The following is a 21798-nucleotide window of genomic DNA, read 5'->3' as shown; positions in this document are numbered from 1 at the left end:
TGAGAGGTCTCCTCAAGCACTAGGACAGCCGCACACGCGGGTCGATCACGGCGTACAGGGCATCCACGATCACGTTGAGCAGGAGAATGAAGGCGGCACTGAAGAGCATCACGCCCATGAGTTTCGGCAGGTCCTTGCCGACGACCGAGTCCACGGCGAGCCGGCCGATGCCCGCGAGACCGAAGGTGAACTCGGTGACGACGGCGCCGCCGAGCAGCGCGGAGAGGTCCATGCCGAGGATGGTGAGGATCGGGATGAGCGAGCCGCGCCAGGCGTACCGGAAGAAGACGTATCTGCCGGTCATGCCCTTCGCGCGGGCCGCGCGCACATGTTCCTCCTGGAGCTGCTCGATCATCGTCGAGCGGGCCATGCGCGTGTAGTTGGCGGTGAAGATCACGGACATGACGACCCAGGGGATCAGCAGTCCCATGAACCACTGCGCCGGATTCTCCGTGAACGGCACGTACTTGGGCTTGTCCAGCCAGCCGGTGCTGTACACGAAGATGCCGAGCATGATCGGGCCGAGGAAGTAGATCTGGAACGAGCTCAGCACCAGCGAGATGGAGCTGAAGACCTTGTCGAGCCAGGTTCCCCGGTAGCGGGCGGCGATCATGCCGGTGCCGAGGCCGACGATGAGGAAGACGATCAGGCCGCCGATCGTGAGGGACAGCGTCAGCGGGAAGCGGTCCATGATCGTGGCCCAGACCATCTGCTGGTCACGGAAGGAGACACCGAAGCAGGGGGCCGGGCAGTGGCCCACGGCGAAGTCCCGTCCGACGAAGATGCCGGAGAGGAACTTCCAGTACTGCACCGGGATCGACTCGTCGAGCCCCAGGTTCTTGTGGATGATCGCCAGCGCGTCCGGTGTGCAGTTCTTGCCGCACGCGAGGGTGGCCGGGTCCTGGGGGATCGCGTAGTACATGAAGAACGTGAAGGCGCTGATCAGCAGGAGGATGAGCATCGCGCCGAACGTCCGGCGAAGGATGAATCGAAGCATGGCGGAACGCTGCTCTCAGGACGGCGGCCAGGGACAGGAGCGCCCGGGGCGCACTCGCTGGAGTGCGCCCCGGGAGGGTGGTCAGCTCTTGAGGAAGACCCGGGTCGGGTCGGTGTAGCTCGTCACCGTGGAGTAGCGCAGGCCGCCCACGTTGGTGCCGGCGATCTGGAACACCTTGGTGTAGTAGATCGGCGACGCCGGGTTGACCTTCTCGCTGATGTACTGGTTGAGCGCGGTCCAGGCCTTGGTGGCCTCGGCGGTGTCCGTGATCTTCTGGATGCGGACGATCTCCGAGTTCACGTGGTCGTCGTTGATGTGCGAGTAGTTCGACGCGCCGTCCTGGATCTGCGTGCCGTCGTACAGCGGCGGGAAGACGGTGGAGGCGGAGGACCAGTCCTGGCCCCAGCCGGTCATGTAGATGTCGAAGCCGTTGTCGACCTTGCCGATCTGCTCGTACCAGGTGGCGGCGTCGACTTCCTTCTTCTGGACGTCGAGGCCGATCTTGGTGAGGGCGTTCTCGACGAGCACGGCCTGCTGCTGGCGGACCGGGATGTTGGCGTAGGCGTAGACGATCTTCTTGCCCTTGGCGCCGGCTTCCTCGATCAGCTTCTTCGCCTTGGCGATGTCACCGTTGGGGTGCTTGGCCCGGTCGAAGGGGTCGTAGTCCTTCTGGTAGCCCGGAGTGGTGGGCGACATCAGGCTGTTGGCGACCTCACCGCCGTACGCGCCACCATCCGCCTTGTACACCGCGGTGGACGGCATGGCGTAGGTGATCGCGTCGCGGATCTTCTTGTCCTTGAGGCGGTCCATGTTGAAGTTCATCTGCCACACGTACGGGGCGTAGCCCTGGATCGTGCGCTTCATCGCCGCCGGGTCGGAGACCACCTTCTGCACCTGGGTGGTGGCGACCTGACCGGTCATCATGATGGCGTTCTTGGCGTCACCGCGGTCGGCGAGGATCGTCTTGGTCTGGTCCTCGTCGTCGTGGTTGATGTCGATGTTGAAGCCGTCGACGTACTGGTGGCGCATGGCGTCCGTCTTCGCGTCCCAGTTGGTGTTCTTGACCAGCTTGACGCTCTTGCCGGCCTTGAACTCCGCGACCTTGTACGGGCCGACGGCGACGGGCTTGGTGTCGTACTTGGCCTTGGTGTCCGTCTTCTCGGGGACGACGGAGTAGCCGGCCATCGCCAGCGCCTGCGGCAGGTCGGGCTGCGCGGCCGAGAAGTGGAAGACGACGGTCTTGTCGTCCGGGGTCGCGAGGACGGTGTCCGGCAGGTGCTTGCCCTTGAACGGACCCGCGTAGGCCTTGCGGTACGTGGTGCCGGCACCGGACAGCCACTGCTGGATGTAGGACGGACCGTCGGTGATGAACGGGTCGTAGAGCCGCTCGAAGGTGTGCCGGATGTCGTTCGAGTCGATCACATGACCGGTCTCGTCCTTGACGCCGTCCTTCAGCGTGTACGTCCACGTCTTGCCGCCGTCCGACATCTTGCCGGCGTCGGTCGCGAGGTCACCGATCACGGTGAGGCCGCCCTTGGCGTCCTCCTTGTACGTGGTCAGGCCGCGGAAGATGAGCTTGGAGAGCAGGCCGGCGTCGCTGACGTAGATCTGGCCCGGGTCGAGGTGCGAGAAGTCGTCCTCCTCGTACACCTGTACCGTGCCGCCGGGCTTGGCGCCCGTGACCTCTTCGGCAGGCCCCGTCGAGTCCGCCGCGGTGCCGATCTTGACCGCCGCGGACTGGGCCGCGGCCTCCTTCTTGTCCTTGCTCTTGTTCGTGGAGTTGCCGTTGTCACTGCTGCTGCAGCCTGCCAGCGCGAGGGCGCCGGCCGCGACCGCGACGACGGCGGTCCGCGCTCTGCGGGAACTGAGGATGCTCATGGAGTCGAGTCCACCTGCCTGTGAGTTGTGATCAGTGATCCACTGGTGCTGCTTGGCAGTGCACGGCCGGTCGTCGCCGGCTCCCGGGTGGCAGCGACACCCCCCGTACTCGGAGTCAGCGGCCCGTCTTGGGATCGAAGGCATCCCGGACCGAGTCACCGAGGAGGTTGAACGCCACGACGAAGACGACCATGGCGACACCCGGGAAGAACATGTAGACCGGGTCCTGTTCGTAGATGTCCGACCCGATGGCGAACATCCGGCCCCAGTCGGGGGTCGGTTCGGTGTAGCCGACACCGACGAAGGAGAGAAACGCGACCGACAGAATGGTGCTGGGCAGCATGTACGTGCCCTGCACCAGGATCGGTGTGACGAGGTTGGGCAGCAGTTCCTTGCGGATGATCCGCCACGGCGAGGCGCCCGCGACCTTCGCGGCCTCCACGAACTCCCGCTCGCGCAGCGAGAGCGTGACCGCCCGGATGAGCCGGGCGAGGCCCATCCAGCCGAGGAACCACAGGACTCCGATGATCGCGAGCGCGTGGATGTAGGTGGGCGTCTCCTCGTCAGGAGCGACGAACGCCACGGTGATCACCGGCATCGCCGCGATCATGAACAGCTGCTGCGGGAAGGCGAGCAGGAAGTCCGTGAGCCGGCCGAGCCAGTAGTCGACCTTGCCGCCGAAGTAGCCGCCGACCAGACCGATCAGCACCCCCATGAACACCATCGCGATCGTCGCCGCGAGCGCCGTGTACAGCGAGGTGCGCATGCCGTACAGGAGCTGCATGAACACATCGCGCCCCAGGGTGGGTTCGATCCCGAACCAGTACTCCGAGGTGATGCCGCCGTTGGGACCCGACGGCATGTTGAAGTCGTTCAGGAGCAGCGGGTTGTCCTGCCCGTAGAGCGTGTACGGGTTCTTGCCGTACAGCTTCGAGATCAGCGGAGCGAGGGCGGCGATCAGGAAGAAGAAGATCACGATGTACGCGGAGACGACACCGCTGCGATCGCGCTTGAACCGGCGCCACATCAGCTGGCCGGGCGATCGGCCCTCCAGCAGCTCCGGCTCGGCGGAACGCTTCTGCTTCGTCTGCTCGTCGACCTCGGTGGAGGCTTCCGCGCCCTCGATCTCGATCGGACTCGTCATGGTTCGTCCATTTCATGGGTACGCCGATTCCGCAGCCGCCACAGGGTGTGGGCGGCCACGTTCGGACCATGCGGATCAGGAGAGACGTATGCCTAGCGGTCGCTGTGCGCAAGGGCGCGGCGTGCGACAACTCGCAGGTGAACACGCGTAGTTGGCATCTGGTGCCTCCTCATGACTCAACCGGTGCACGGACAGGAGGGGCCTCTGATTGACCTCCGACACCCCTGACGGAGGGTCAAACACCCCACTGTGCTCGTGAGTCGGCGCTGTCCCCACAGCGCATGACCCATTGACCCGAGCGTTACGCGGCTAACTATCTGACATGAGCCAGATACCGACCACTGCCTTTAGGTCTCGGTTCCATCACAGCTCACGCGTACATCTTCCAAAATCTGGACAAAATGATCTGAGGGAGAAGCCCGCGAAACGGACGTGTTACATGCGTATCGGGCGGGAGGTTCCGCATTTCGGACACGAGGTGCGTAAAACGGGTTGAAAAAAGCCCGGGTGCCCCCATCAATGGGGGCACCCGGGCTCAGTCGGCCGATCGCTCAGCCGGACTGCACAGTCGATCAGCCGTGCTTGGCGCGGCTGGCGGAGCGACCGCGCTCCTTCTGGTCGAGGACGACCTTGCGGATGCGAACGGCCTCCGGGGTCACCTCGACGCACTCGTCGTCGCGGCAGAACTCAAGCGACTGCTCCAGGGAGAGCTTGCGCGGCGGGACGATCGCCTCGAACGAGTCGGCGGCGGCGGAGCGCATGTTAGTGAGCTTCTTCTCCTTGGTGATGTTCACGTCCATGTCGTCGGCGCGGGAGTTCTCGCCGACGATCATGCCCTCGTACACCTCGGTGCCGGGGTCGGTGAACAGCACACCGCGCTCCTGGAGGTTCGTCATCGCGAACGCGGTGACGGCGCCCGCGCGGTCGGCGACCAGCGAACCGTTGTTACGGGTCGTCAGCGTGCCGAACCACGGCTCGTGGCCCTCGTGGATGGAGTGGGCGATGCCCGTGCCGCGCGTCCCGGTCAGGAACTCGGTCCGGAAGCCGATGAGGCCACGGGAGGGAACGACGAACTCCAGGCGGACCCAGCCCGAGCCGTGGTTGGACATGTTGTCCATGCGGCCCTTGCGGACGCCCATGAGCTGCGTGACCGCGCCCATGTGCTCCTCGGGCACGTCGATCGTCATGCGCTCGACCGGCTCGTGGGTCTTGCCGTCGATCTGCTGCGTGACGACCTGCGGCTTGCCGATCGTCAGCTCGAAGCCCTCGCGGCGCATCTGCTCGACCAGGATGGCGAGCGCGAGCTCACCACGGCCCTGGACCTCCCAGGCGTCCGGGCGCTCGGTGTCGAGCACACGCAGGGAGACGTTACCGACCAGCTCGCGGTCGAGGCGGTCCTTGACCTGGCGGGCGGTGACCTTGCGGTCCTTGACCGCGGCCTTGTTCTCCGCGCCCTTGCCGGTGCCACCGCGGCCGACCAGCGGCGAGGTGTTCGTACCGATGGTCATGGAGATCGCGGGCTCGTCGACCGTGATCAGCGGCAGCGCGATCGGGTTCTCGGGGTCGGCGAGGGTCTCGCCGATCATGATCTCCGGGATACCGGCGACGGCACAGATGTCACCGGGGCCGGCCTTCTCGGCGGGCTTGCGGGTGAGCGCCTCGGTCATCAGCAGCTCGGTGATGCGTACGTTGCTGATGGTGCCGTCACGCTTGATCCACGCGACCGTCTGGCCCTTGCGCAGCTCGCCCTGCTCGACGCGGAGCAGCGCGATACGGCCGAGGAAGTTGTCGGCGTCCAGGTTGGTGACGTGCGCCTGGAGCGGGGCCTCCTCGTCGTACGACGGGGCCGGGACGTGCGCGAGGATCGTGGAGAAGAACGGCTCCAGGCTGTCGCTGTCGGCCGGGACGGTGCCGTCTTCCGGCTTGGTCAGCGAGGCGACGCCGTCACGCGCACACGCGTAGACGATCGGGAACTCGATCTGCTCCTCGTCGGCGTCGAGGTCGAGGAAGAGGTCGTACGCCTCGTTCACGACCTCGTCGATGCGCGAGTCGGGGCGGTCCGTCTTGTTGATGCACAGGATGACGGGCAGGCGGGCCTGCAGCGCCTTGCGCAGCACGAAGCGGGTCTGGGGCAGCGGGCCCTCGGAGGCGTCGACGAGGAGGACGACCGCGTCCACCATCGACAGACCGCGCTCGACCTCGCCGCCGAAGTCGGCGTGGCCGGGGGTGTCGATGATGTTGATCGTGATGACGTCGCCGCCATCCTTGGGGTGGTACTTCACGGCCGTGTTCTTGGCCAGGATCGTGATGCCCTTCTCACGCTCCAGGTCATTGCTGTCCATCATGCGGTCGTCGAGCGACTCGGCGGCGTGCGCGGCGAAGGCACCGGCCTGCTTGAGCATGGCATCGACCAGGGTGGTCTTGCCATGGTCGACGTGGGCGACGATGGCGACGTTGCGGATGTCGTGGCGCGTGGCCATATTGAGGCGCTTCTCCCGGAGTGAGTGGACGGCCTCCGCGGAGGCCCTGCCGGGCTAAACACGCCTCGGCCTTACCCCATGGTACGTGGCCCCGGCGGAGGGGGCCTCCGCAGGACCTCCGGGGGGCCGGTTCTCACAGCGCGGGCCGGTGGGGGCTTGTCGCGCCCACGCGGCGGAGCCGCACAGTGCCACAGCCCCGCGCCCCTTACGGGGCGCTGGGGCTCGCCGAGACCTTCGCGCCCTTCTTCAGGAAGCCCATGTCCTCGTAGATGGGGGTCTGGAAGCCGAAGGCGCCGGTGTTGGCGAGGTTGGCGCGGGCGGCGGTGAGCTGGGGGCGCTGGTAGAGGGGGATCGAGCCGGCGGCGGCCCAGATCCGGGCGTCGGCCTTGCGGACGAGGTCGCGCTCCTCGTCCTCGTCGAGCGTGGAAATGGCCTGGGCGAAGAGCTGGTCGACCTGGTCGGTGCCGACGCGGGTGTAGTTCTGCTCGACGCTCAGGGAGCCGTCGGCGGCCGGCACCGGCTTGGCGAAGATCGGGCGGGCGTCGGTGGCCGGGAAGGCGGAGGCGGGCCACGAGTACAGCGCCAGGTCGTACTGGCCCGAGGCGATGTGGTCCTTGAAGTAGCTGTCGTCCGAGACCTTGTTCATCTCCGTACGGATGCCGATGCGCTGGAGCATCTGTGCGATGCGGTCGGCGACGGCGCGCAGGGGCTCCGCGCCGGGGCCGGAGGGCAGGACGAAGCGGAGCGTCAGCGGCTTGCCGTCCTTGGCGAGCGCGCCCGCCGCGGCGCCCGCCGGGGCGGCCGTGCCCTTGGGCGCGTACGCCCCCGGTGCCCCGCCCTGGCGGGAGTACTGCTTCCCGTCGAGGTGCTCGCCGGCCTGCTCGTCCGCGTGCTGCCCGGAGTGCTTCTTGTGGTGCTGCCCGGTGTGGTCCTTGGGGTCCTTCTTCTTCTCCCGGTCGGCCTCGCCGGGCTTGTTGTCCTCACCGACGATGTACTGCCCGTCGTCGCCGGAGCCGTCCCCGGAGTGCGCCTTGCTGCCCGGGGAGCCGGCCGCCTTGCCCCGGGACCCGGCCGCGTCGCCCTTCTTCTGCTCCGTGACCGGCCCGCCGGGCACCCACCCGGCGTCGGCGAGCAGCGCCTGGGCCTCGGCGGTGTCCTGGCCACCGAGGGCGCCGCTGTTGTCGGCGTACGCCTGCTGGCCGGAGAGGGCGAGGTGGCTGCCGACCGGCACCGCGGGCAGGCCCAGCGGCTTGAGGACCACCTGGGCGAGCTCCTGGCGGTCGAGGGCGCGGGCCACGGCGCGGCGGACGCGTTCGTCGGCGAGCGGGCCGCCGGAGCCGTTGAGGGCGAGCTGGGTGTAGACGGGTTCGAGGGACTTGCGGACCACGAAACCGCTCAGGGCCGACTGCTGGCCCGCGTACTTCGCGATCGCCTTGCGCCGCTTCTTGCGGGCCTGGGACTCCTCGTCGGCGGCGTTCTCGTCGGAGCCGTACGCGCGGGCCCAGGAGCGCAGCGCCTTTGCGGGTGTGATCGTGGCGCCGGGGCCCTGGAGAGGGGTGCTGCCCTTGTCCTGGCCGGCGAGCGTGATCCGCTCGGCCTCGGAGGGGGCGATCTCGGCCAGGTCCAGTTTGCCGGCGGCGAGCGCGGTGGCCCGCTGGTCGCGCGGGACGGCGACCAGATCGATCTGGGCGAGCTTGGTGGGGCGGCCCCACCAGCGCGGGTTGCGGGTGAGGCTGACCTCGCCGTCCTTGCGGTTCACCTTCTCCAGCGCGAAGGGTCCCGCGGTGACCTTCAGTTTCCTTCTCGCCCCGTCGTTGAAGTTGTCCGGGGTGCCCATGACGTCCTTCGGGTACAGCGGCGAGAACAGCGACTTCCAGTCGGCGTAGGGCCGGCTGAAGGTGACGCGGACCTCCAGGTTGTTCTTCCCGCGCTCGATCTTCTCGATGCGGTCGTAGCCGGCGTTGCGGGCCGTCCAGTACGCGCTGTCCTTGCCGGACAGGGCGCGCCACTGGGCGGCGAAGTCGGCGGCGCCGATCTCGCGGCCGTCGCTCCAGACCGCCTGCTGGTTGAGCTTGTACAGCACGACCTGCCTGGGCTCGGTCTCGATGACCTTCGCGGACTCCAGGTAGTCGGGGTTGATCTGCGGGCGCCCGTTCCGGTCGAGCCGGTACATCGACGGCAGTACGGCGCCGACAACCCGCGAGGTCGCGGCGTCGGCGTCGGCCTGGAACGTGTTCAGGGTCTCCGGTACGGCGTCCACGGCCCAGCGCAGGGTGCCGCCGTCGGCGACCAGGTCGCGGGACGCGGGCGCGATGTCCTGCCCGGCGACGGGCTTGCTCACCGCGTCCTCCGAGCTGCACGCGGTGAGGGCGGGTACCGCGAGCGCGCCAGCGGTGAGGAACGCGACCGAGCGCATCACCGCGCGCAGTCCGACGCCGTCGTGGGACATCACTGCAACCTCCGGGACGAGCCGCTCCGCGGGTGAACAGGGGTTCTGATCACATTTGGCGGTATATTTGCGGATATATGGAGCTGATCAGATCTACGGACCCACTGAAGAGGAAAGGGTTCGCCTGTCAGTGGCGACACGCGAGGAGTGAGGGCAAGCCCACCCGTGCGGCGCAACGCCGGCCGGCTCGGATCGGCCCGTCCGACGTGTAAGGACGAGGCCGTTCAGGCCGAAGCAGGGGTCCGGGGGCGCAATCCCCAGAGGCCGGCGCCCCCAGCGCACGCCCGCCAATCGGTGCACGTCCCTTCACACCGGCAGGTGTGACGCGCAACACTCGCAGGCGCATGAACGTTGCCACCCAGGGGCCCGACGGCCCGCGGAAGTGAGGTCACGTCATGTCCGTGCAAGACGACCTGATGTCAGTGCAGCGCTGCCTCGACGACCTGAACCGGTCAGTGGGCCGCCTGGAACAGGAGATCGGCAGCGGCGGACTCGAGATGCGCCGCGTCCGTGCCGACGCCGACCATCTGCGCGAGAGCGTCGCGCTGCTGCGTGAGACGGCCCCCGGTGCCACCTCGCCAAAGCCCCCCGACCTCGTGCGCATCCCCGACACCCCGTACAACGACGCCCTGTGGACGGACTCGGACGACGAGGGCCTCGGCGCCCGCGACCGGCACGCCCCCTGACCCGAACCGACCGGAGCTCTCCCTTGGCCACTGGTACGGAACCCCATCTGAACAGCGGCGGTGTACACACCGGTACGCGCGCCGCGATCGCCGCCCCGCATCTGCGGACCGACCGGTGGTGGCTGGCCCCCGCCGCCACCGCCGCCGGTCTGCTGGCGTTCGTCGTCTATTCGACGTGGCGGGCGTTCGCCGACGCGCACTACTACGCCGCGCCGTACGTCTCGCCGTTCTACTCGCCCTGTCTGGCGGAGCGGTGCGGGACGATGCACGCCGGCCCCAACGCGGACCTCTTCGGCAGCTGGTGGGCCATCTCCCCGGCGGTCATCATCCTGATCTTCCCGCTCGGCTTCCGCCTGACCTGCTACTACTACCGCAAGGCCTACTACCGCGGCTTCTGGATGTCGCCCCCGGCCTGCGCGGTGCCTGAGCCGCACAAGAAGTACACCGGCGAGACCCGCTTCCCGCTGATCCTGCAGAACATCCACCGGTACTTCTTCTACGCGGCCATCGTCGTCGCGGGGATCCTCACGTACGACACGGTGCTCTCCTTCCGCGACGAGCACTACCGCTGGGGCCACATGGGCCTGGGCACCGTGGTGTTCCTGGTCAACATCACGCTGATCTGGGCGTACACCCTCTCCTGCCACTCCTGCCGGCACATCGTCGGCGGGAAGCTGAAGCACTTCTCCAAGCATCCGGTGCGCTACCGGATGTGGCAGTGGGTCGGCAAGCTGAACGCCCATCACATGCTGCTCGCCTGGGCGTCGTTGGTGAGTGTGGCACTCGCCGACTTCTACGTGTATCTGGTCGCGTCCGGCGCCTTCGACGATCCGCGCTTCTTCTAGATGAGTGGGGCCTTGTGATGTCCGTGGTCGACCGGCAGGAGTGGGACGTCGTCGTGGTCGGTGCCGGGGGCGCCGGACTGCGCGCCGCCATCGAGGCGCGCGAACGGGGCGCCCGTACGGCCGTGATCTGCAAGTCACTGTTCGGCAAGGCGCACACGGTGATGGCCGAGGGCGGCATCGCCGCGGCGATGGCCAACGTCAACTCCCACGACAACTGGCAGGTCCACTTCCGCGACACCATGCGCGGCGGGAAGTTCCTCAACCAGTGGCGGATGGCCGAACTGCACGCCCAGGAAGCCCCCGACCGCGTATGGGAGCTGGAGACCTGGGGCGCCCTCTTCGACCGTACGAAGGACGGGCGGATCTCGCAGCGCAACTTCGGCGGACATGAGTATCCGCGGCTCGCGCACGTCGGCGACCGGACCGGGCTCGAACTGATCCGGACCCTCCAGCAGAAGATCGTGTCGCTCCAGCAGGAGGACATGAAGGAGACCGGTGACTACGAGAGCCGGCTCAAGGTGTTTCAGGAGTGCACCGTCACCCGGGTCCTGAAGGACGGTGATCGCGTCTCCGGGGTCTTCTGCTACGAGCGCGAGTCCGGCCGTTTCTTCACCCTCGAAGCGCCCTCCGTCGTGATCGCCACGGGCGGTATCGGCAAGTCCTTCAAGGTGACGTCGAACTCGTGGGAGTACACGGGCGACGGGCACGCCCTCGCGATACTGGCCGGAGCGCCGCTGCTGAACATGGAGTTCGTGCAGTTCCACCCGACGGGCATGGTCTGGCCGCCGTCGGTGAAGGGCATCCTCGTCACCGAGTCGGTGCGCGGCGACGGCGGAGTGCTCAGGAACTCCGACGGCAAGCGGTTCATGTTCGACTACATCCCGGACGTCTTCAAGGAGAAGTACGCGCAGTCCGAGGAGGAGGGCGACCGCTGGTACGAAGACCCGGACCACAACCGCCGCCCCCCTGAACTGCTGCCCCGCGACGAGGTCGCGCGCGCCATCAACTCCGAGGTGAAGGCGGGCCGTGGCTCGCCCCACGGCGGGGTCTTCCTCGACGTGTCGACGCGGATGCCCGCGGAGGTGATCCGGCGCCGGCTGCCGTCCATGTACCACCAGTTCAAGGAGCTGGCGGACGTCGACATCACGGCGGAGGCGATGGAGGTGGGCCCCACCTGCCACTACGTCATGGGCGGTATCGCGGTCGAGTCGGACACGGCGGCGGCACGCGGCGTCCCCGGGCTCTTCGCGGCCGGCGAGGTCGCGGGCGGTATGCACGGCTCCAACCGGCTCGGCGGCAATTCCCTCTCCGACCTGCTGGTCTTCGGGCGGCGGGCCGGGCTGCACGCGGCGGAGTACGCGGCCGGGCTCGACGGGGCCCGCCCCGCCGTGGACGACATCCAGGTCGACACGGCCGCCGCGGAGGCGCTGCGGCCCTTCTCGGCGGAGGGACCCGAGGCGGGCCAGGAGAACGGGCGCCCGCCCGAGAATCCGTACACCCTGCACCAGGAACTCCAGCAGGCGATGAACGACCTGGTCGGCATCATCCGCCGCGAGGCGGAGATGGAGCAGGCGCTGGAGAAGCTCGCGGACCTGCGGCTCCGGGCGCGCCGGGCGGGCGTGGAGGGCCACCGGCAGTTCAACCCCGGCTGGCATCTCGCCCTCGACCTGCGGAACATGCTGCTGGTCAGCGAGTGCGTGGCGCGGGCGGCCCTGGAGCGTACGGAGTCCCGGGGCGGCCACACCCGCGAGGACCACCCGGCGATGGAGCGGTCCTGGCGCCGGATCAACCTGCTGTGCCAACTGACCGACCCGACGGGCGGGCTGGCGGCCACCGACCCCGTGGCGGGCCAGATCGATCTCGTACGCGAGACCACCGAACCCATTCGCCCCGACCTGCTCGCCCTCTTCGAGAAGGAGGAGCTGGTCAAGTACCTCGCCGAAGAGGAGCTGTACGAGTGAGCAGCTATGAGGCCCGCTTCAAGGTGTGGCGCGGGGACATCAAGGGCGGCGGCCTGAAGGACTTCGCGGTCGAGGTGAACGACGGTGAGGTGGTGCTGGACATCATCCACCGGCTCCAGGCGACCCAGGCCCCCGACCTCGCCGTGCGCTGGAACTGCAAGGCGGGCAAGTGCGGTTCGTGTTCGGCGGAGATCAACGGGCGGCCGCGGCTGATGTGCATGACGCGGATGTCGGTGTTCACGCGGGAGGAGACGATCACCGTCACACCGCTGCGTGCCTTCCCCGTCGTACGTGATCTCGTCACGGACGTGGGCTTCAACTACGCCAAGGCGAGGGAGGTACCCGCCTTCGTCCCTCCTGCCGAGCTGGGCCCCGGCGAGTACCGGATGCGGCAGGAGGACGTGGACCGCTCGCAGGAGTTCCGCAAGTGCATCGAGTGCTTCCTGTGCCAGGACACCTGCCATGTCGTCCGCGACCACGACGAGAACAAACCGGCGTTCGCGGGCCCGCGCTTCCTGATGCGGGTGGCGGAACTGGACATGCATCCGCTGGACGCGGCGGCGGAGTCGGGCCTGGACCGCAAGCGCACCGCCCAGGACGAACACGGCCTCGGCTACTGCAACATCACCAAGTGCTGCACGGAGGTCTGCCCCGAGGGCATCAAGATCACCGACAATGCCCTGATTCCCTTGAAGGAAAGGGCGGTTGACCGCAAGTACGACCCGCTGGTGTGGCTGGGGTCGAAGATCAGGCGGCGCGACCGGGAGTCGTAGCGGGGCCGGAGCGTCGGCGGTCGCGCATCGCGCGCTGCCGCATGACGACGCTGGTGATGATCCCGACGCCGCACACGAGGGAGGCGGCGAACTGGACGGGGCCGGGGCCGAACAGGGCCAGGGCCAGCGGCTGAAGCCCGAGGGACGCCGTCACCACCAGCGTCGCCCGGCCCCACAGCCGCGCCCTGACGACACGGCCGCGCGCCCGCCTCGGCAGCCAGCCGGTGCGCACGGCGGCGATCCCGACGGCGGCGCCCAGCCCCAGGAGCACGCCCGCGACGAGGCCCAGCGCCAGGTGCCAGTCCGGGTTCATTGGCTTGCGGGACTTGCGGGACGGCCGGGGCGCTGCCCGGCCACCTGAAGCACGGTGCCCGCGAGGAAAAGGGCCAACCCGGTCATCACGAAGGGCGTCATCTCGGCGTCGGGCCCGCGGAACGGCCCGAGGAACATGAACAGGGACATGCCGGCGGCCGACAGCACCGAGCCGTAGCCCCACACCTTGGGCCGCAGCACACGGCGGCGCGCCCACAACGGCAACCAGCCGGTCGTGATCGCGGCGATCCCGAACCCCGCGAGGCCGGTCACGGCCAGCACGGCGAACGCCACCAGATACCAGTGCATCAGTCCCCCAATTTCCGGTGCGCGCCGAGTACGGTGCGTGCCCAGATCATGGCACGCGCGAACTCGGGTTCTCCAGACACATGACCGTCTGTTGAAGGTTGTACTCGTAGTGGTCCTGGAAGCGCAGCGTCATCGGACCCATCCTTCGCGGTACGCCGTCCAGTCGGACTCCGTCGCGGCGAAGTCGACGTACAGGGCCACGCCGAAGTGTTCGCGGCGGCGGTCCGTGCGGGAGAGGCCGAGGCGGGTGCCGCGTACGGCTGCCGCGACCGTCTCGGCGGACCCGTGGTGACTCATGTCGTCCTCGTGGAAGAAGGGCAGGCCCATCAGCAAGTCGGTTGATTTCGGGGTGACTTCGAGGGCGAGGGAGGTCTGCTGGGCGACGTAGCCGCCGTACAGGCTCTCCAGTGGCATGGCCGTGTCGTACGACATGACCGCGATCTGGTCGACACGGCGGGCGACCTGGCCGAAGTAGGACTGGGACCACCACTTGGGGTGTCCGGTGAGGGCGCCGCGGACGGAGTTGGCCGCCGGGAGCGGGTCGATCTGGTGGGCGGCGACGGAGAGGGGGACACCGCGGGCCTTGGTGACCCGGTGCAGGTCGTCGAGGAGGGAGAGGTAGTCGCGGTTGCCCGAGTGGAGGGGTTCCAGGTCGAAGTGGACGCCGTCGAAGCCGGCCGCGAGGATCTGGCGGGTGGAGCGCACGACGGCGGCCCGGGTCGCGTCCCGCTCCAGCCGCAGCCCGACCGGCCCCTCGCTCGCCAGCTCGTCACCGAGCCAGGCCTGGACGCGCACGCCGTCCAGCTGACGGTGCACGGCCGCGATCAGCCAGCCGGCCGACGGGTACGCCGTCACGGGCAGCGTCCCGTCGTGCTCCAGCGGGCCCGCGTGCACATACAGATCCCGGATCCCGGTACTCCGCAGCCGCGCCGCCAGCGCCTTGACGTCCGCGTCCCCCTTCCGCCCGTCCACCCAGGCATGCCCCAGCCAGATCGCGTCACGGTTCCTGGTCTGCGTACCGGGCGCCAGGTCCCCGGCGTAGTTCACCCGGAGGGCGATCCCGGCGGCGAGGGTCGGGAGGAGAAGGACGAGGAGGAGCGTCACGGCGACGCGTTTGGGCCACCGGAGGTAGGGGTGACGCCAGGCCCGGGCGAGGCGCCGGATCCAGGCGGGGGTGGCACGGCGCGGGGGCGTCTCGGCGGCGTTCGGGGACGGTGCGGGGGCATCTGCCGACGCTTCGGGGCGGCCTGACAGCTCCGCGGGGTTGCCGGTCGGCGCTTCGGGGCGACCGGCTGACTGCGCGCCCTCGCCTGCCGGCACTCCGGGGCGACCGGCTGACTGCGCGCCCTCGCCTGTCAGCACTCCGGGGCGACCGGCTGACTGCGGGACCTCGCCTGTCAGCACTCCGGGGGCACCTGCCGGTGGTGCGGGGTCGCCCGTCCGGTCCGCTCCGGCCGGGCCGGCGACCTCTGGGGCGGGCCGGTGTACTTCGGCCGTGCCGTGCTCGCCCGTGCTCTCGGGCCGCGCTGTTCCCGCGTCGGCCGCCGCTTCGGCCTGGGCCGCGTGGGACTCCGTTCCCGGTCCCGGGCTTCCCGCGCCGTCCTCCGCCTCGGATTCCGTCCGTCCCGTATCCATCCCCCGCGCCCCTCCCGTACGCCCCCGTATCCCCCCGTACCTTAGGCGTCCCCGCCTCGGCGTACCCCGGTCGCGTCGGCGTGCAAGGGGCCATACGCTCCCAAATGTGACGTTGCCCCAGACCCGAAACCGGTCGCGCCGAGCCACGTCCCACATAGCCGTGCGGGTGGCGCATGCCGTGCTCGGGGGGCTGGTGGCGGTGGGGTGGTTGGTGCTGCCCCTGGCAAGGGCGGGGGGCGGGGATCCGGCGACCCTCGCGCGGAACGTGCGGGTCACCGATGAGGCGGGGGCGCAGGAGGCGGCGGGCGGCCCGGGTCAGGACGGGACGGCCACCGGAGATCTCGTACTGCCCCTCGTCGCGGTGGGCGCGGCGGCGGCACTGGCGGCGTACGGGTACGGGCGGCGCAAGCGGCGGGCGAGGACGCGTACGACCCCGGGCGGCGGCTTCGCGCACGCCATGCCCGTACCGGTCCATGAACTCGACGGGAATGCCCGGAAGTTACTGGTCGCCACCGACGACTGGGTCCGGACCAGTGCCGAGGAACTCGGCTGTGCCACCGCCCAGTTCGGAGACGAAGCCGTCAAGCCGTACGCGCAGGCGCTGGCGTACGCGAAGTCCGAGCTGGCGGAGGCCTTCCGGCTGCGGCAGCGGCTCGACGAAGCGGCCCCGGCGGACAGCCGGGGCATGCTGGAGGAGATCGTCCTTCGCTGCACGGAGGCAGGGCGGCGGCTGGACTCGGAGGCGGCCGGGTTCGACCAACTGCGCGCCCTGGAGCGGAATGCGGCGACCGCGCTGGAGTACGCGGAGTCCCGCTTCCGTGAGCTCGCCGCACGCACCCCGGCCACGGAGACGACGCTCGGCGACCTCCACAAGCGGTACGCCCCTTCCGCGTCCCTCCCGGTCACGGGCCACGTCGAACAGGCCAAGGACCGGCTCGTGTTCGCCACGATCCATCTCAACCAGGCGCGGCAGTCCCTCGACCGGGGCGACGTCGGCAAGGCCATCGCGTATCTGCGCGCGGCGGAGGGGGCCGTGGACCAGGCGGGCCTCCTCGTGAACGGTGTCGACCGGCTGGCGGGCGAACTGGCCTCGGCCGCCGGGCAGTTGCCCGCCGCGCTCACCGCAGTGGAGGCCGGTCTCGCGGAGGCCCGCCGCCGGCTGCTGACCGCGGGTGTCGGTGCGCTGCCCGGGCATGTCGCGCACGCCGAGGCGCTCCTCGCCGACGTACGCCGGTTGACGGCGGCCGGGCCGTACGACCCTGTGGACGTCCTGCGGCTCGTTGCCGAGGCGGGCACGGCGCTCGCCTCGACGTCCGACGGCGTCCCTTCCTCCGAGGGCGCCGGCGGCCTCCTCGACCACGCGCTGCTGCCCGCCCGCGGTGCGGTCGCCGTCGCGGGGGGATTCATCACGACGCATCGGGGGGCGGTGGGGTGCGAGGCGCGTACGCGGTTGGCGGAAGCGGAACGTCATGTCGCCCTGGCTCCGCTTCTCCTCGAAGTCCAGCGGGCCGATGTTCTTGCCCGTCAGGCTCGGGAGCTTGCCGAGCGGGATGTGCGGGCCTTCGGCAATCAGTTCGGGGGGCATGAGGGGGCCGGGGTGGGGGTGCCGTGCTGGGCGGGATCCTCCTCGGTGTCGGAGGCGGCCCCGCAAGCTTCGGCGGCCCCCGAACACGATCCGCCCGGGCGACGTCCCCCACCTGACCCGACGACGAGTTCTCGCCCCCGCCGCCCCTGCCCGTCCCATCCCTGGGGGCTGCGCCCCCAGACCCCCCTAAAGATTGCGCAGTTCCCCGCCCCTGAAAGGGCGCGGGGAACTGCGCAATCTTTTGGACCAGCCCCCACCCACCCGCAGCCAAAGAACCGGCCCCCGGGGTCTGGGGCGGAGCCCCAGGGATGGGACGGGCAGGGGCGGCGGGGGCGAAAATCAGAACAGGCTCAGCAACGCCTCCGCCGGATCCACCAACCCCGTCTCCCCGTCCGGCAACGGGAGTTCGAACCACACCGTCTTGCCCCGCGGGGTCCGTCGTGAGCCCCACGCCGCGGACAACAGGCCCACGAGCTGCAACCCCCGCCCCCCTTCGTCGGTGTCACGCGCCCGCCGCCGCCGCGGCTGAACAAGCCCCGCGTCCCAGACCTCGCAGACGAGCGTCCGGTCGAGAAGGAGCCGAAGCCTGATCTCGCCCTCGCCGTAGCGCAGCGCGTTGGTCACCAGCTCGCTGACCAGGAGCTCCGCCGTGTCGACGAGGGGCTCCAGGCCCCAGGACACCAGCTGCGTACGGGCGTATTCACGGGCGCGCCCGACGCTGCGCGGCTCGCGCGGCAGGGTCCAGTCGCCGACGGAATCGGCGGGCAGCCCCTGGACACGTGCCATCAGCAGAGCGATGTCGTCCTCGCCGTGGTGGGTGTCGAGGGTGTTGAGGACGTGGTCGCAGACGTCCTCCAGGGGGCTGGAGGGATCGGTGAGGGCACCTACGAAGGCTTGCAGGCCTTCGTCGAGGGGATGGTCGCGGGATTCGACCAGTCCATCCGTGTAGAGCGCCAACAGTGAGCCTTCGGGTAGTTCGACCTCAACCTCCTCGAAGGGCTCGCCGCCCACCCCGAGCGGCATCCCCGGCGGCACGTCGAGCATCAGCGCGCTCTCGCCGGGCTCCACCAGCACCGGCGGCAGATGGCCCGCGTTGGCGAAGGTGCAGCGTCTGGTCACCGCGTCGTAGACCGCGTACACACAGGTCGCGAGGTACACCTCCGACAGATCCGCGTCGCGCGGCTGCCGGGCCGCGCGAGTGGCCTGCTGGACCCCGCCGGGGGTGCCAAGACCGCGCGCGATCTCGTCCAGCGCGGAGAGCACTTCGGCGGGTTCGAGGTCGAGCAGGGCCAGCGTCCGTACGGCCGTACGGAGTTCACCCATCGCCACCGCGGCGCGCAGACCGCGGCCCATCACGTCGCCCACCACCAACGCCGTGCGGTGGCCGGGCAGTTCGATGACGTCGAACCAGTCGCCGCCCACCTCCGTCGCCGCATTGCCCGGCAGGTAGCGGCAGGCGATGTCCAGGCCGGAGGCCTCCGGGTCGCCCGGTGGGAGGAGGGACCTCTGCAGGATCAGCGCGCGTTCGTGCTCGCGGCGGTACAGACGCGCGTTGTCGATGCAGACGGCGGCTCGCGCGGCCAGTTCCACCGCGAGCGCGCGGTCGCGTTCCCCGAACGGCTCGCTGCCCTTCGTACGGGAGAACTGGGCGAGCCCGACGACGGTGTCGTGGGCGACCATCGGGACCGCGAGGGTGGACTGGATGAGGCCGACCTCTTCGGCGGGGATGTGCTGGGGCCGTGCGGTGCGCAGGGCGTCCGCGCAGGGCGAGTTGAACGGGTAGTGGTGGACCGCGCCCACGGCCACCGGTGCCGGTCCGCCGGCGAGGGGCGCGTCGGAGACGGCACTCGCGAAGGCGACCCTGCGGAGTTCGGCGCTGCCGTCGGCCAGCCCCGGCGGGGTCTCGTCGCCGGCCAGCAGTCCCTGGTAGAGGTCCACCGTGGCCAGGTCGCAGAAGCCGGGGACCACCACGTCGAGCAGTTCGCGTGCGGTGGTCTCCAGGTCGAGGGAGTTGCCTATGCGGGCACCAGCCTCGTTCAGAAGGGCGAGATTGCGCCGGGCCGCGGCCGCCTCACGGGCTGCGGCGCGGCGGGAGGTGATGTCGGTTCCGAGCCAGGCGATACCGATGGGGCGGCCGCTTCCGCTGTGCACACGGTAGAGGTTGATGGACCAGTGGCGGCGTTCGTCGGAGCCGGGCAGATAGCCGGTGACGTGCATGTCCGTGATGGAGTCGCCGGTCTCCAGGACGCGGCGCAGGGTGGCGGAGACACGCTCGGCCTCCGAGCGCGGCAGATAGTCGTGAACGCCCTTGCCACGGTGGTCGTCGACGCCGCCGCCGAAAATCGAGGCGAACCGCTGGTTGGCGCGCCGGACCCGCAGATCCGTGTCGATCAGCAGGAAGCCGAACGGAGATTGACCGAAAATCGACTGCGAGGCGGCGAGGTCCGTCTCGATCCGGCGCAGTGTGCGGACATCCACGACGATGCATACGGCGGCCCGCTCGCCGTCCTCCGTAGTGGTGGGCATCACATAGACCTCGGCGAGCCCCTCGGCGCCCTCGCCGCCGCCCTCGGGGGCCGGCATCCGGAAGGGGACCACACCGGTCCACTCGCGCCCGTCCAGGATCTCCGCCATCTTGCGCTGCCCGAACTCACGCCGGTCGGGGGCGACGAACGCCTCGATCGGGTCCATGCCGACAGCCCGCTCGGGGGAGATGCCGAAGAGCTGCTCGGCTCGCAGACTCCACTGGTCGACGAGCCCGTCGGCGCCGATGGAGAACGAGGCGACCTTGATGTAGTCGTAGATCGAACCGGGCGGACTGCTCTGCCACATCGCGTCGCCCGTGGCCCCACCCGTATCCTCGCCGGGCACCGTGCGCGCGGAATCGCCCGCCGCCTCAGCCCTCGCGCGGTCCGACGGGTCCTCGGACTCCGTGGCCTTCGCTGGTATCTCGCTCACGCGAACCGTCCCCTCCAGCTCACCGCGTCCGGCACCGGTCACCGGGGGCGGCTGCCCGCAGTATCCAGCACTACGGCGCCGCACAACACGGTGTTCACGATCACAGCACGGTCCCGATGGTTTTTGGACCGGCCGCGACATACTCCCAGTCTTCTAACCAGGTGGCGCCCCGTCGAATCAAAGAGTTCCGTCGGCGCCAGTGGCCTGAACCAGTCGGCCGCGCGCCCCCCGGCCGACGAGCCGTCAACCAGGCACCGCCAGCTCGAACCAGACCGTCTTTCCGTCGCCCCCGGGACGGGTGCCCCAGCGCCGGGACGAGCTGGCCACGAGCTGGAGTCCGCGGCCGCTCTCGTCGTCGGCGGTGGCGGTCCGTTCGCGCGGCGGATCCGGCAGCGGGTCGGAGACCTCCACCAGCAGGGCGTCCGGCACCCCGGCGGGAAGCACCAGCCGTACGCCGATGGGGCCCGCGGCATGCCGCAGGGAGTTCGTCACCAGCTCGCTCACCAGCAACGCGGCGATGTCACCGAGGGAATCCAGCTCCCAGGTGCGCAGCTGGCCCCTGACGACGGCACGAGCGGTGCGGACGGCACCCGGCTCCGCGGGAAAGGTCCACTCGGCGCAGTCGCCTTCGGTGTCGATCACGCCGATCACTTCCCAGGCCAGGAACCCATGTCCGGTTTCGTGGGGTTAATGGGCACATACCCGATATCCGGGATGCCTTACCGCACGCGAAGGCGCACTGTGGCACGAACGGCGTACGCAACCTTCAACCCGCCCCACCCCTACGCCCCACCAGACCTCCGTGCGCCCCACGGGCTCTCCCCGTCATCGAGCGAGTCTGGAGGATCGCGGGGCGCAGCCCCGTGCTTTTGCTTTTAGGGGCGCGGGGCTGTGACATCTGCGGCTCCGCCGCGGGGCGCGACCAGCCCCCACCGGCCGGCAGCCAACAAACAACCCCCACGCCGCCCGCAGGGCGACCCAACGCCTGGCCGGCTACTCCCCCGCGTCCAGCCTCAGCAGCGCACCCTTCACCGCCGGTACGTCCTGGTCCAGCCAGTCCACGTCCCAGATCTCGTCGGGGGTGAGCCACCGCAGTTCGTCGTGGTCCTCCAGGGCCCGGGGTTCGCCGGAGCCGGAGCGCAGCCGTGCGGTCCACACCCGCAGGACATACCCCGGCTTCAGCGGCCACTCACCGGGGACCCGCTCCAGGGGCTCCGCCTCGACGCCGAGTTCCTCGCGCAGCTCCCGTACGAGGGCATGCTCGGGGGCCTCCCCCGGCTCGACCTTGCCGCCCGGCAGTTCCCAGCGTCCGGCCAGCTCGGGAGGCGCGCTGCGACGGGCGGCAAGCAGGCGTCCGCCGCTCAGCAGGGCGGCTCCGACCACCACGATCCGTTCGGTCATGCGGCGGAGCCTACGGGAGCCCCGCGGGCCTGTGGCTCACTTGCTTCCGTTCTGCACGTTCTGGCCGTTCTGGCCGATCCGCTCGACCCAGTACAGCTGCTTGTGCCCGCGATGGTCGAGGCTGTCCGCGATCTTCTGGGCCTCGGCGCGGGTCGCATACCTGCCCACGCGATAGCGATTGCCGTTGTCGTCCTGCCGTATGACGAGCCAGGGAAGAGTGATCGTGCCGTCGTTCATCGCGCCCCTCCACTTCCCGCCCCGGGCCCCCGCCCTACCCCGCCCTCTAAGGAAACCGCAATCCGCATATGCCCGAGCCTACGCCTAACCTTTACGCAGCGAATACGACTTTTCACAAAGAGGTACGCAACCAGCCAGGAGCGGAGGC

At 69.6% G+C, this 21798-nt stretch carries 17 protein-coding genes; 5 read left to right on the top strand and 12 right to left on the bottom strand.

The features are described 5' to 3' along the window. Window positions 1-19: 19 nt before the first annotated feature. From AB5J50_RS32550 to AB5J50_RS32530, 5 genes are all read right to left on the bottom strand, one after another. Window positions 20-997, bottom strand: coding sequence for an ABC transporter permease (locus AB5J50_RS32550; protein ID WP_327431482.1), 978 nt, complete (start codon window positions 995-997; stop codon window positions 20-22). Between the two features lie 81 nt (window positions 998-1078). Then, window positions 1079-2875, bottom strand: a complete 1797-nt coding sequence (locus AB5J50_RS32545; protein ID WP_369261797.1) for an ABC transporter substrate-binding protein — start codon at window positions 2873-2875, stop codon at window positions 1079-1081. A gap of 115 nt (window positions 2876-2990) precedes the next feature. Continuing rightward, window positions 2991-4019, bottom strand: coding sequence for an ABC transporter permease (locus tag AB5J50_RS32540; RefSeq protein WP_369261795.1), 1029 nt, complete (start codon window positions 4017-4019; stop codon window positions 2991-2993). A gap of 572 nt (window positions 4020-4591) precedes the next feature. Continuing rightward, on the bottom strand, window positions 4592-6499 hold the full coding sequence (typA, locus tag AB5J50_RS32535) for a translational GTPase TypA (protein ID WP_369261794.1): 1908 nt from the start codon (window positions 6497-6499) through the stop codon (window positions 4592-4594). Window positions 6500-6704: 205 nt separating this feature from the next. Then, window positions 6705-8948 (bottom strand): ABC transporter family substrate-binding protein, encoded by a 2244-nt coding sequence (locus AB5J50_RS32530; protein WP_369261793.1) that lies wholly within the window; start codon window positions 8946-8948, stop codon window positions 6705-6707. 395 nt (window positions 8949-9343) lie between these two features. Between AB5J50_RS32530 and AB5J50_RS32525 the strand changes: the two genes are divergently transcribed. Genes AB5J50_RS32525 through AB5J50_RS32510 form a run of 4 tightly spaced genes read left to right on the top strand, consistent with a single transcriptional unit; the run spans window position 9344 to window position 13213 of the window. Then, window positions 9344-9634: a hypothetical protein gene (locus AB5J50_RS32525; protein WP_369261792.1), complete on the top strand. Its 291-nt coding sequence runs from the start codon at window positions 9344-9346 to the stop codon at window positions 9632-9634. 23 nt (window positions 9635-9657) lie between these two features. Next, complete coding sequence (locus AB5J50_RS32520; protein WP_369261790.1) at window positions 9658-10479, top strand: hypothetical protein; 822 nt, start codon at window positions 9658-9660, stop codon at window positions 10477-10479. A gap of 17 nt (window positions 10480-10496) precedes the next feature. Further along, window positions 10497-12440, top strand: a complete 1944-nt coding sequence (locus AB5J50_RS32515; RefSeq protein WP_327431475.1) for a fumarate reductase/succinate dehydrogenase flavoprotein subunit — start codon at window positions 10497-10499, stop codon at window positions 12438-12440. Further along, a complete protein-coding gene (locus AB5J50_RS32510) occupies window positions 12437-13213 on the top strand; it encodes a succinate dehydrogenase/fumarate reductase iron-sulfur subunit (protein ID WP_369261788.1) in 777 nt (258 codons plus the stop codon). The genes AB5J50_RS32515 and AB5J50_RS32510 overlap by 4 nt, the downstream gene beginning before the upstream one ends. On the opposite strand, the gene AB5J50_RS32505 is transcribed toward AB5J50_RS32510, so the two are convergent. The 3 genes from AB5J50_RS32505 to AB5J50_RS32495 form a co-directional block, all read right to left on the bottom strand. Beyond that, complete coding sequence (locus tag AB5J50_RS32505; protein WP_369261786.1) at window positions 13188-13526, bottom strand: hypothetical protein; 339 nt, start codon at window positions 13524-13526, stop codon at window positions 13188-13190. The genes AB5J50_RS32510 and AB5J50_RS32505 overlap by 26 nt on opposite strands. After that, window positions 13523-13834, bottom strand: a complete 312-nt coding sequence (locus AB5J50_RS32500; protein ID WP_369261784.1) for a hypothetical protein — start codon at window positions 13832-13834, stop codon at window positions 13523-13525. Before AB5J50_RS32500 ends, AB5J50_RS32505 begins: the two co-directional genes overlap by 4 nt. 129 nt (window positions 13835-13963) lie before the next feature. Further along, complete coding sequence (locus AB5J50_RS32495; RefSeq protein ID WP_369265576.1) at window positions 13964-14998, bottom strand: hypothetical protein; 1035 nt, start codon at window positions 14996-14998, stop codon at window positions 13964-13966. Window positions 14999-15575: 577 nt separating this feature from the next. On the opposite strand from AB5J50_RS32495, the gene AB5J50_RS32490 reads away from it, so the two are divergent. After that, a complete protein-coding gene (locus AB5J50_RS32490; protein WP_369261782.1) occupies window positions 15576-17498 on the top strand; it encodes a hypothetical protein in 1923 nt (640 codons plus the stop codon). On the opposite strand, the gene AB5J50_RS32485 is transcribed toward AB5J50_RS32490, so the two are convergent. From AB5J50_RS32485 to AB5J50_RS32470, 4 genes are all read right to left on the bottom strand, one after another. After that, the gene (locus tag AB5J50_RS32485; RefSeq protein WP_369261780.1) at window positions 17394-20012 is read right to left on the bottom strand and encodes a SpoIIE family protein phosphatase; all 2619 of its coding nucleotides are present in this window, start codon (window positions 20010-20012) and stop codon (window positions 17394-17396) included. The two genes, AB5J50_RS32490 and AB5J50_RS32485, sit on opposite strands and share 105 nt — an antisense overlap. Window positions 20013-20255: 243 nt before the next feature. After that, a complete protein-coding gene (locus AB5J50_RS32480; RefSeq protein WP_369261778.1) occupies window positions 20256-20663 on the bottom strand; it encodes an ATP-binding protein in 408 nt (135 codons plus the stop codon). Between the two features lie 342 nt (window positions 20664-21005). Further along, window positions 21006-21413, bottom strand: coding sequence for a (deoxy)nucleoside triphosphate pyrophosphohydrolase (locus tag AB5J50_RS32475; RefSeq protein ID WP_369261777.1), 408 nt, complete (start codon window positions 21411-21413; stop codon window positions 21006-21008). A 36-nt stretch (window positions 21414-21449) separates the two neighbouring features. Next, the gene (locus tag AB5J50_RS32470; protein WP_369261776.1) at window positions 21450-21650 is read right to left on the bottom strand and encodes an SPOR domain-containing protein; all 201 of its coding nucleotides are present in this window, start codon (window positions 21648-21650) and stop codon (window positions 21450-21452) included. Window positions 21651-21798 lie beyond the last annotated feature (148 nt).

The sequence above is a fragment of the Streptomyces sp. R35 genome (genome assembly GCF_041053035.1).
Classification (GTDB): Bacteria; Actinomycetota; Actinomycetes; order Streptomycetales; family Streptomycetaceae; genus Streptomyces; species Streptomyces lutosisoli.
Note: the sequence above shows the minus strand (reverse complement) of the source record. Positions and strands in the feature narration are given on the sequence as shown.

Bases quoted from the DNA above. Each gene is read 5' to 3' on its own strand.
- AB5J50_RS32550 (WP_327431482.1), bottom strand. From the start codon at position 997: ATGCTTCGATTCATCCTTCGCCGGACGTTCGGCGCGATGCTCATCCTC.
- AB5J50_RS32545 (WP_369261797.1), bottom strand. From the start codon at position 2,875: ATGAGCATCCTCAGTTCCCGCAGAGCGCGGACCGCCGTCGTCGCGGTC.
- AB5J50_RS32540 (WP_369261795.1), bottom strand. From the start codon at position 4,019: ATGACGAGTCCGATCGAGATCGAGGGCGCGGAAGCCTCCACCGAGGTC.
- typA (WP_369261794.1), bottom strand. From the start codon at position 6,499: ATGGCCACGCGCCACGACATCCGCAACGTCGCCATCGTCGCCCACGTC.
- AB5J50_RS32530 (WP_369261793.1), bottom strand. From the start codon at position 8,948: ATGTCCCACGACGGCGTCGGACTGCGCGCGGTGATGCGCTCGGTCGCG.
- AB5J50_RS32525 (WP_369261792.1), top strand. From the start codon at position 9,344: ATGTCCGTGCAAGACGACCTGATGTCAGTGCAGCGCTGCCTCGACGAC.
- AB5J50_RS32515 (WP_327431475.1), top strand. From the start codon at position 10,497: ATGTCCGTGGTCGACCGGCAGGAGTGGGACGTCGTCGTGGTCGGTGCC.
- AB5J50_RS32505 (WP_369261786.1), bottom strand. From the start codon at position 13,526: ATGAACCCGGACTGGCACCTGGCGCTGGGCCTCGTCGCGGGCGTGCTC.
- AB5J50_RS32500 (WP_369261784.1), bottom strand. From the start codon at position 13,834: ATGCACTGGTATCTGGTGGCGTTCGCCGTGCTGGCCGTGACCGGCCTC.
- AB5J50_RS32475 (WP_369261777.1), bottom strand. From the start codon at position 21,413: ATGACCGAACGGATCGTGGTGGTCGGAGCCGCCCTGCTGAGCGGCGGA.
- AB5J50_RS32470 (WP_369261776.1), bottom strand. From the start codon at position 21,650: ATGAACGACGGCACGATCACTCTTCCCTGGCTCGTCATACGGCAGGAC.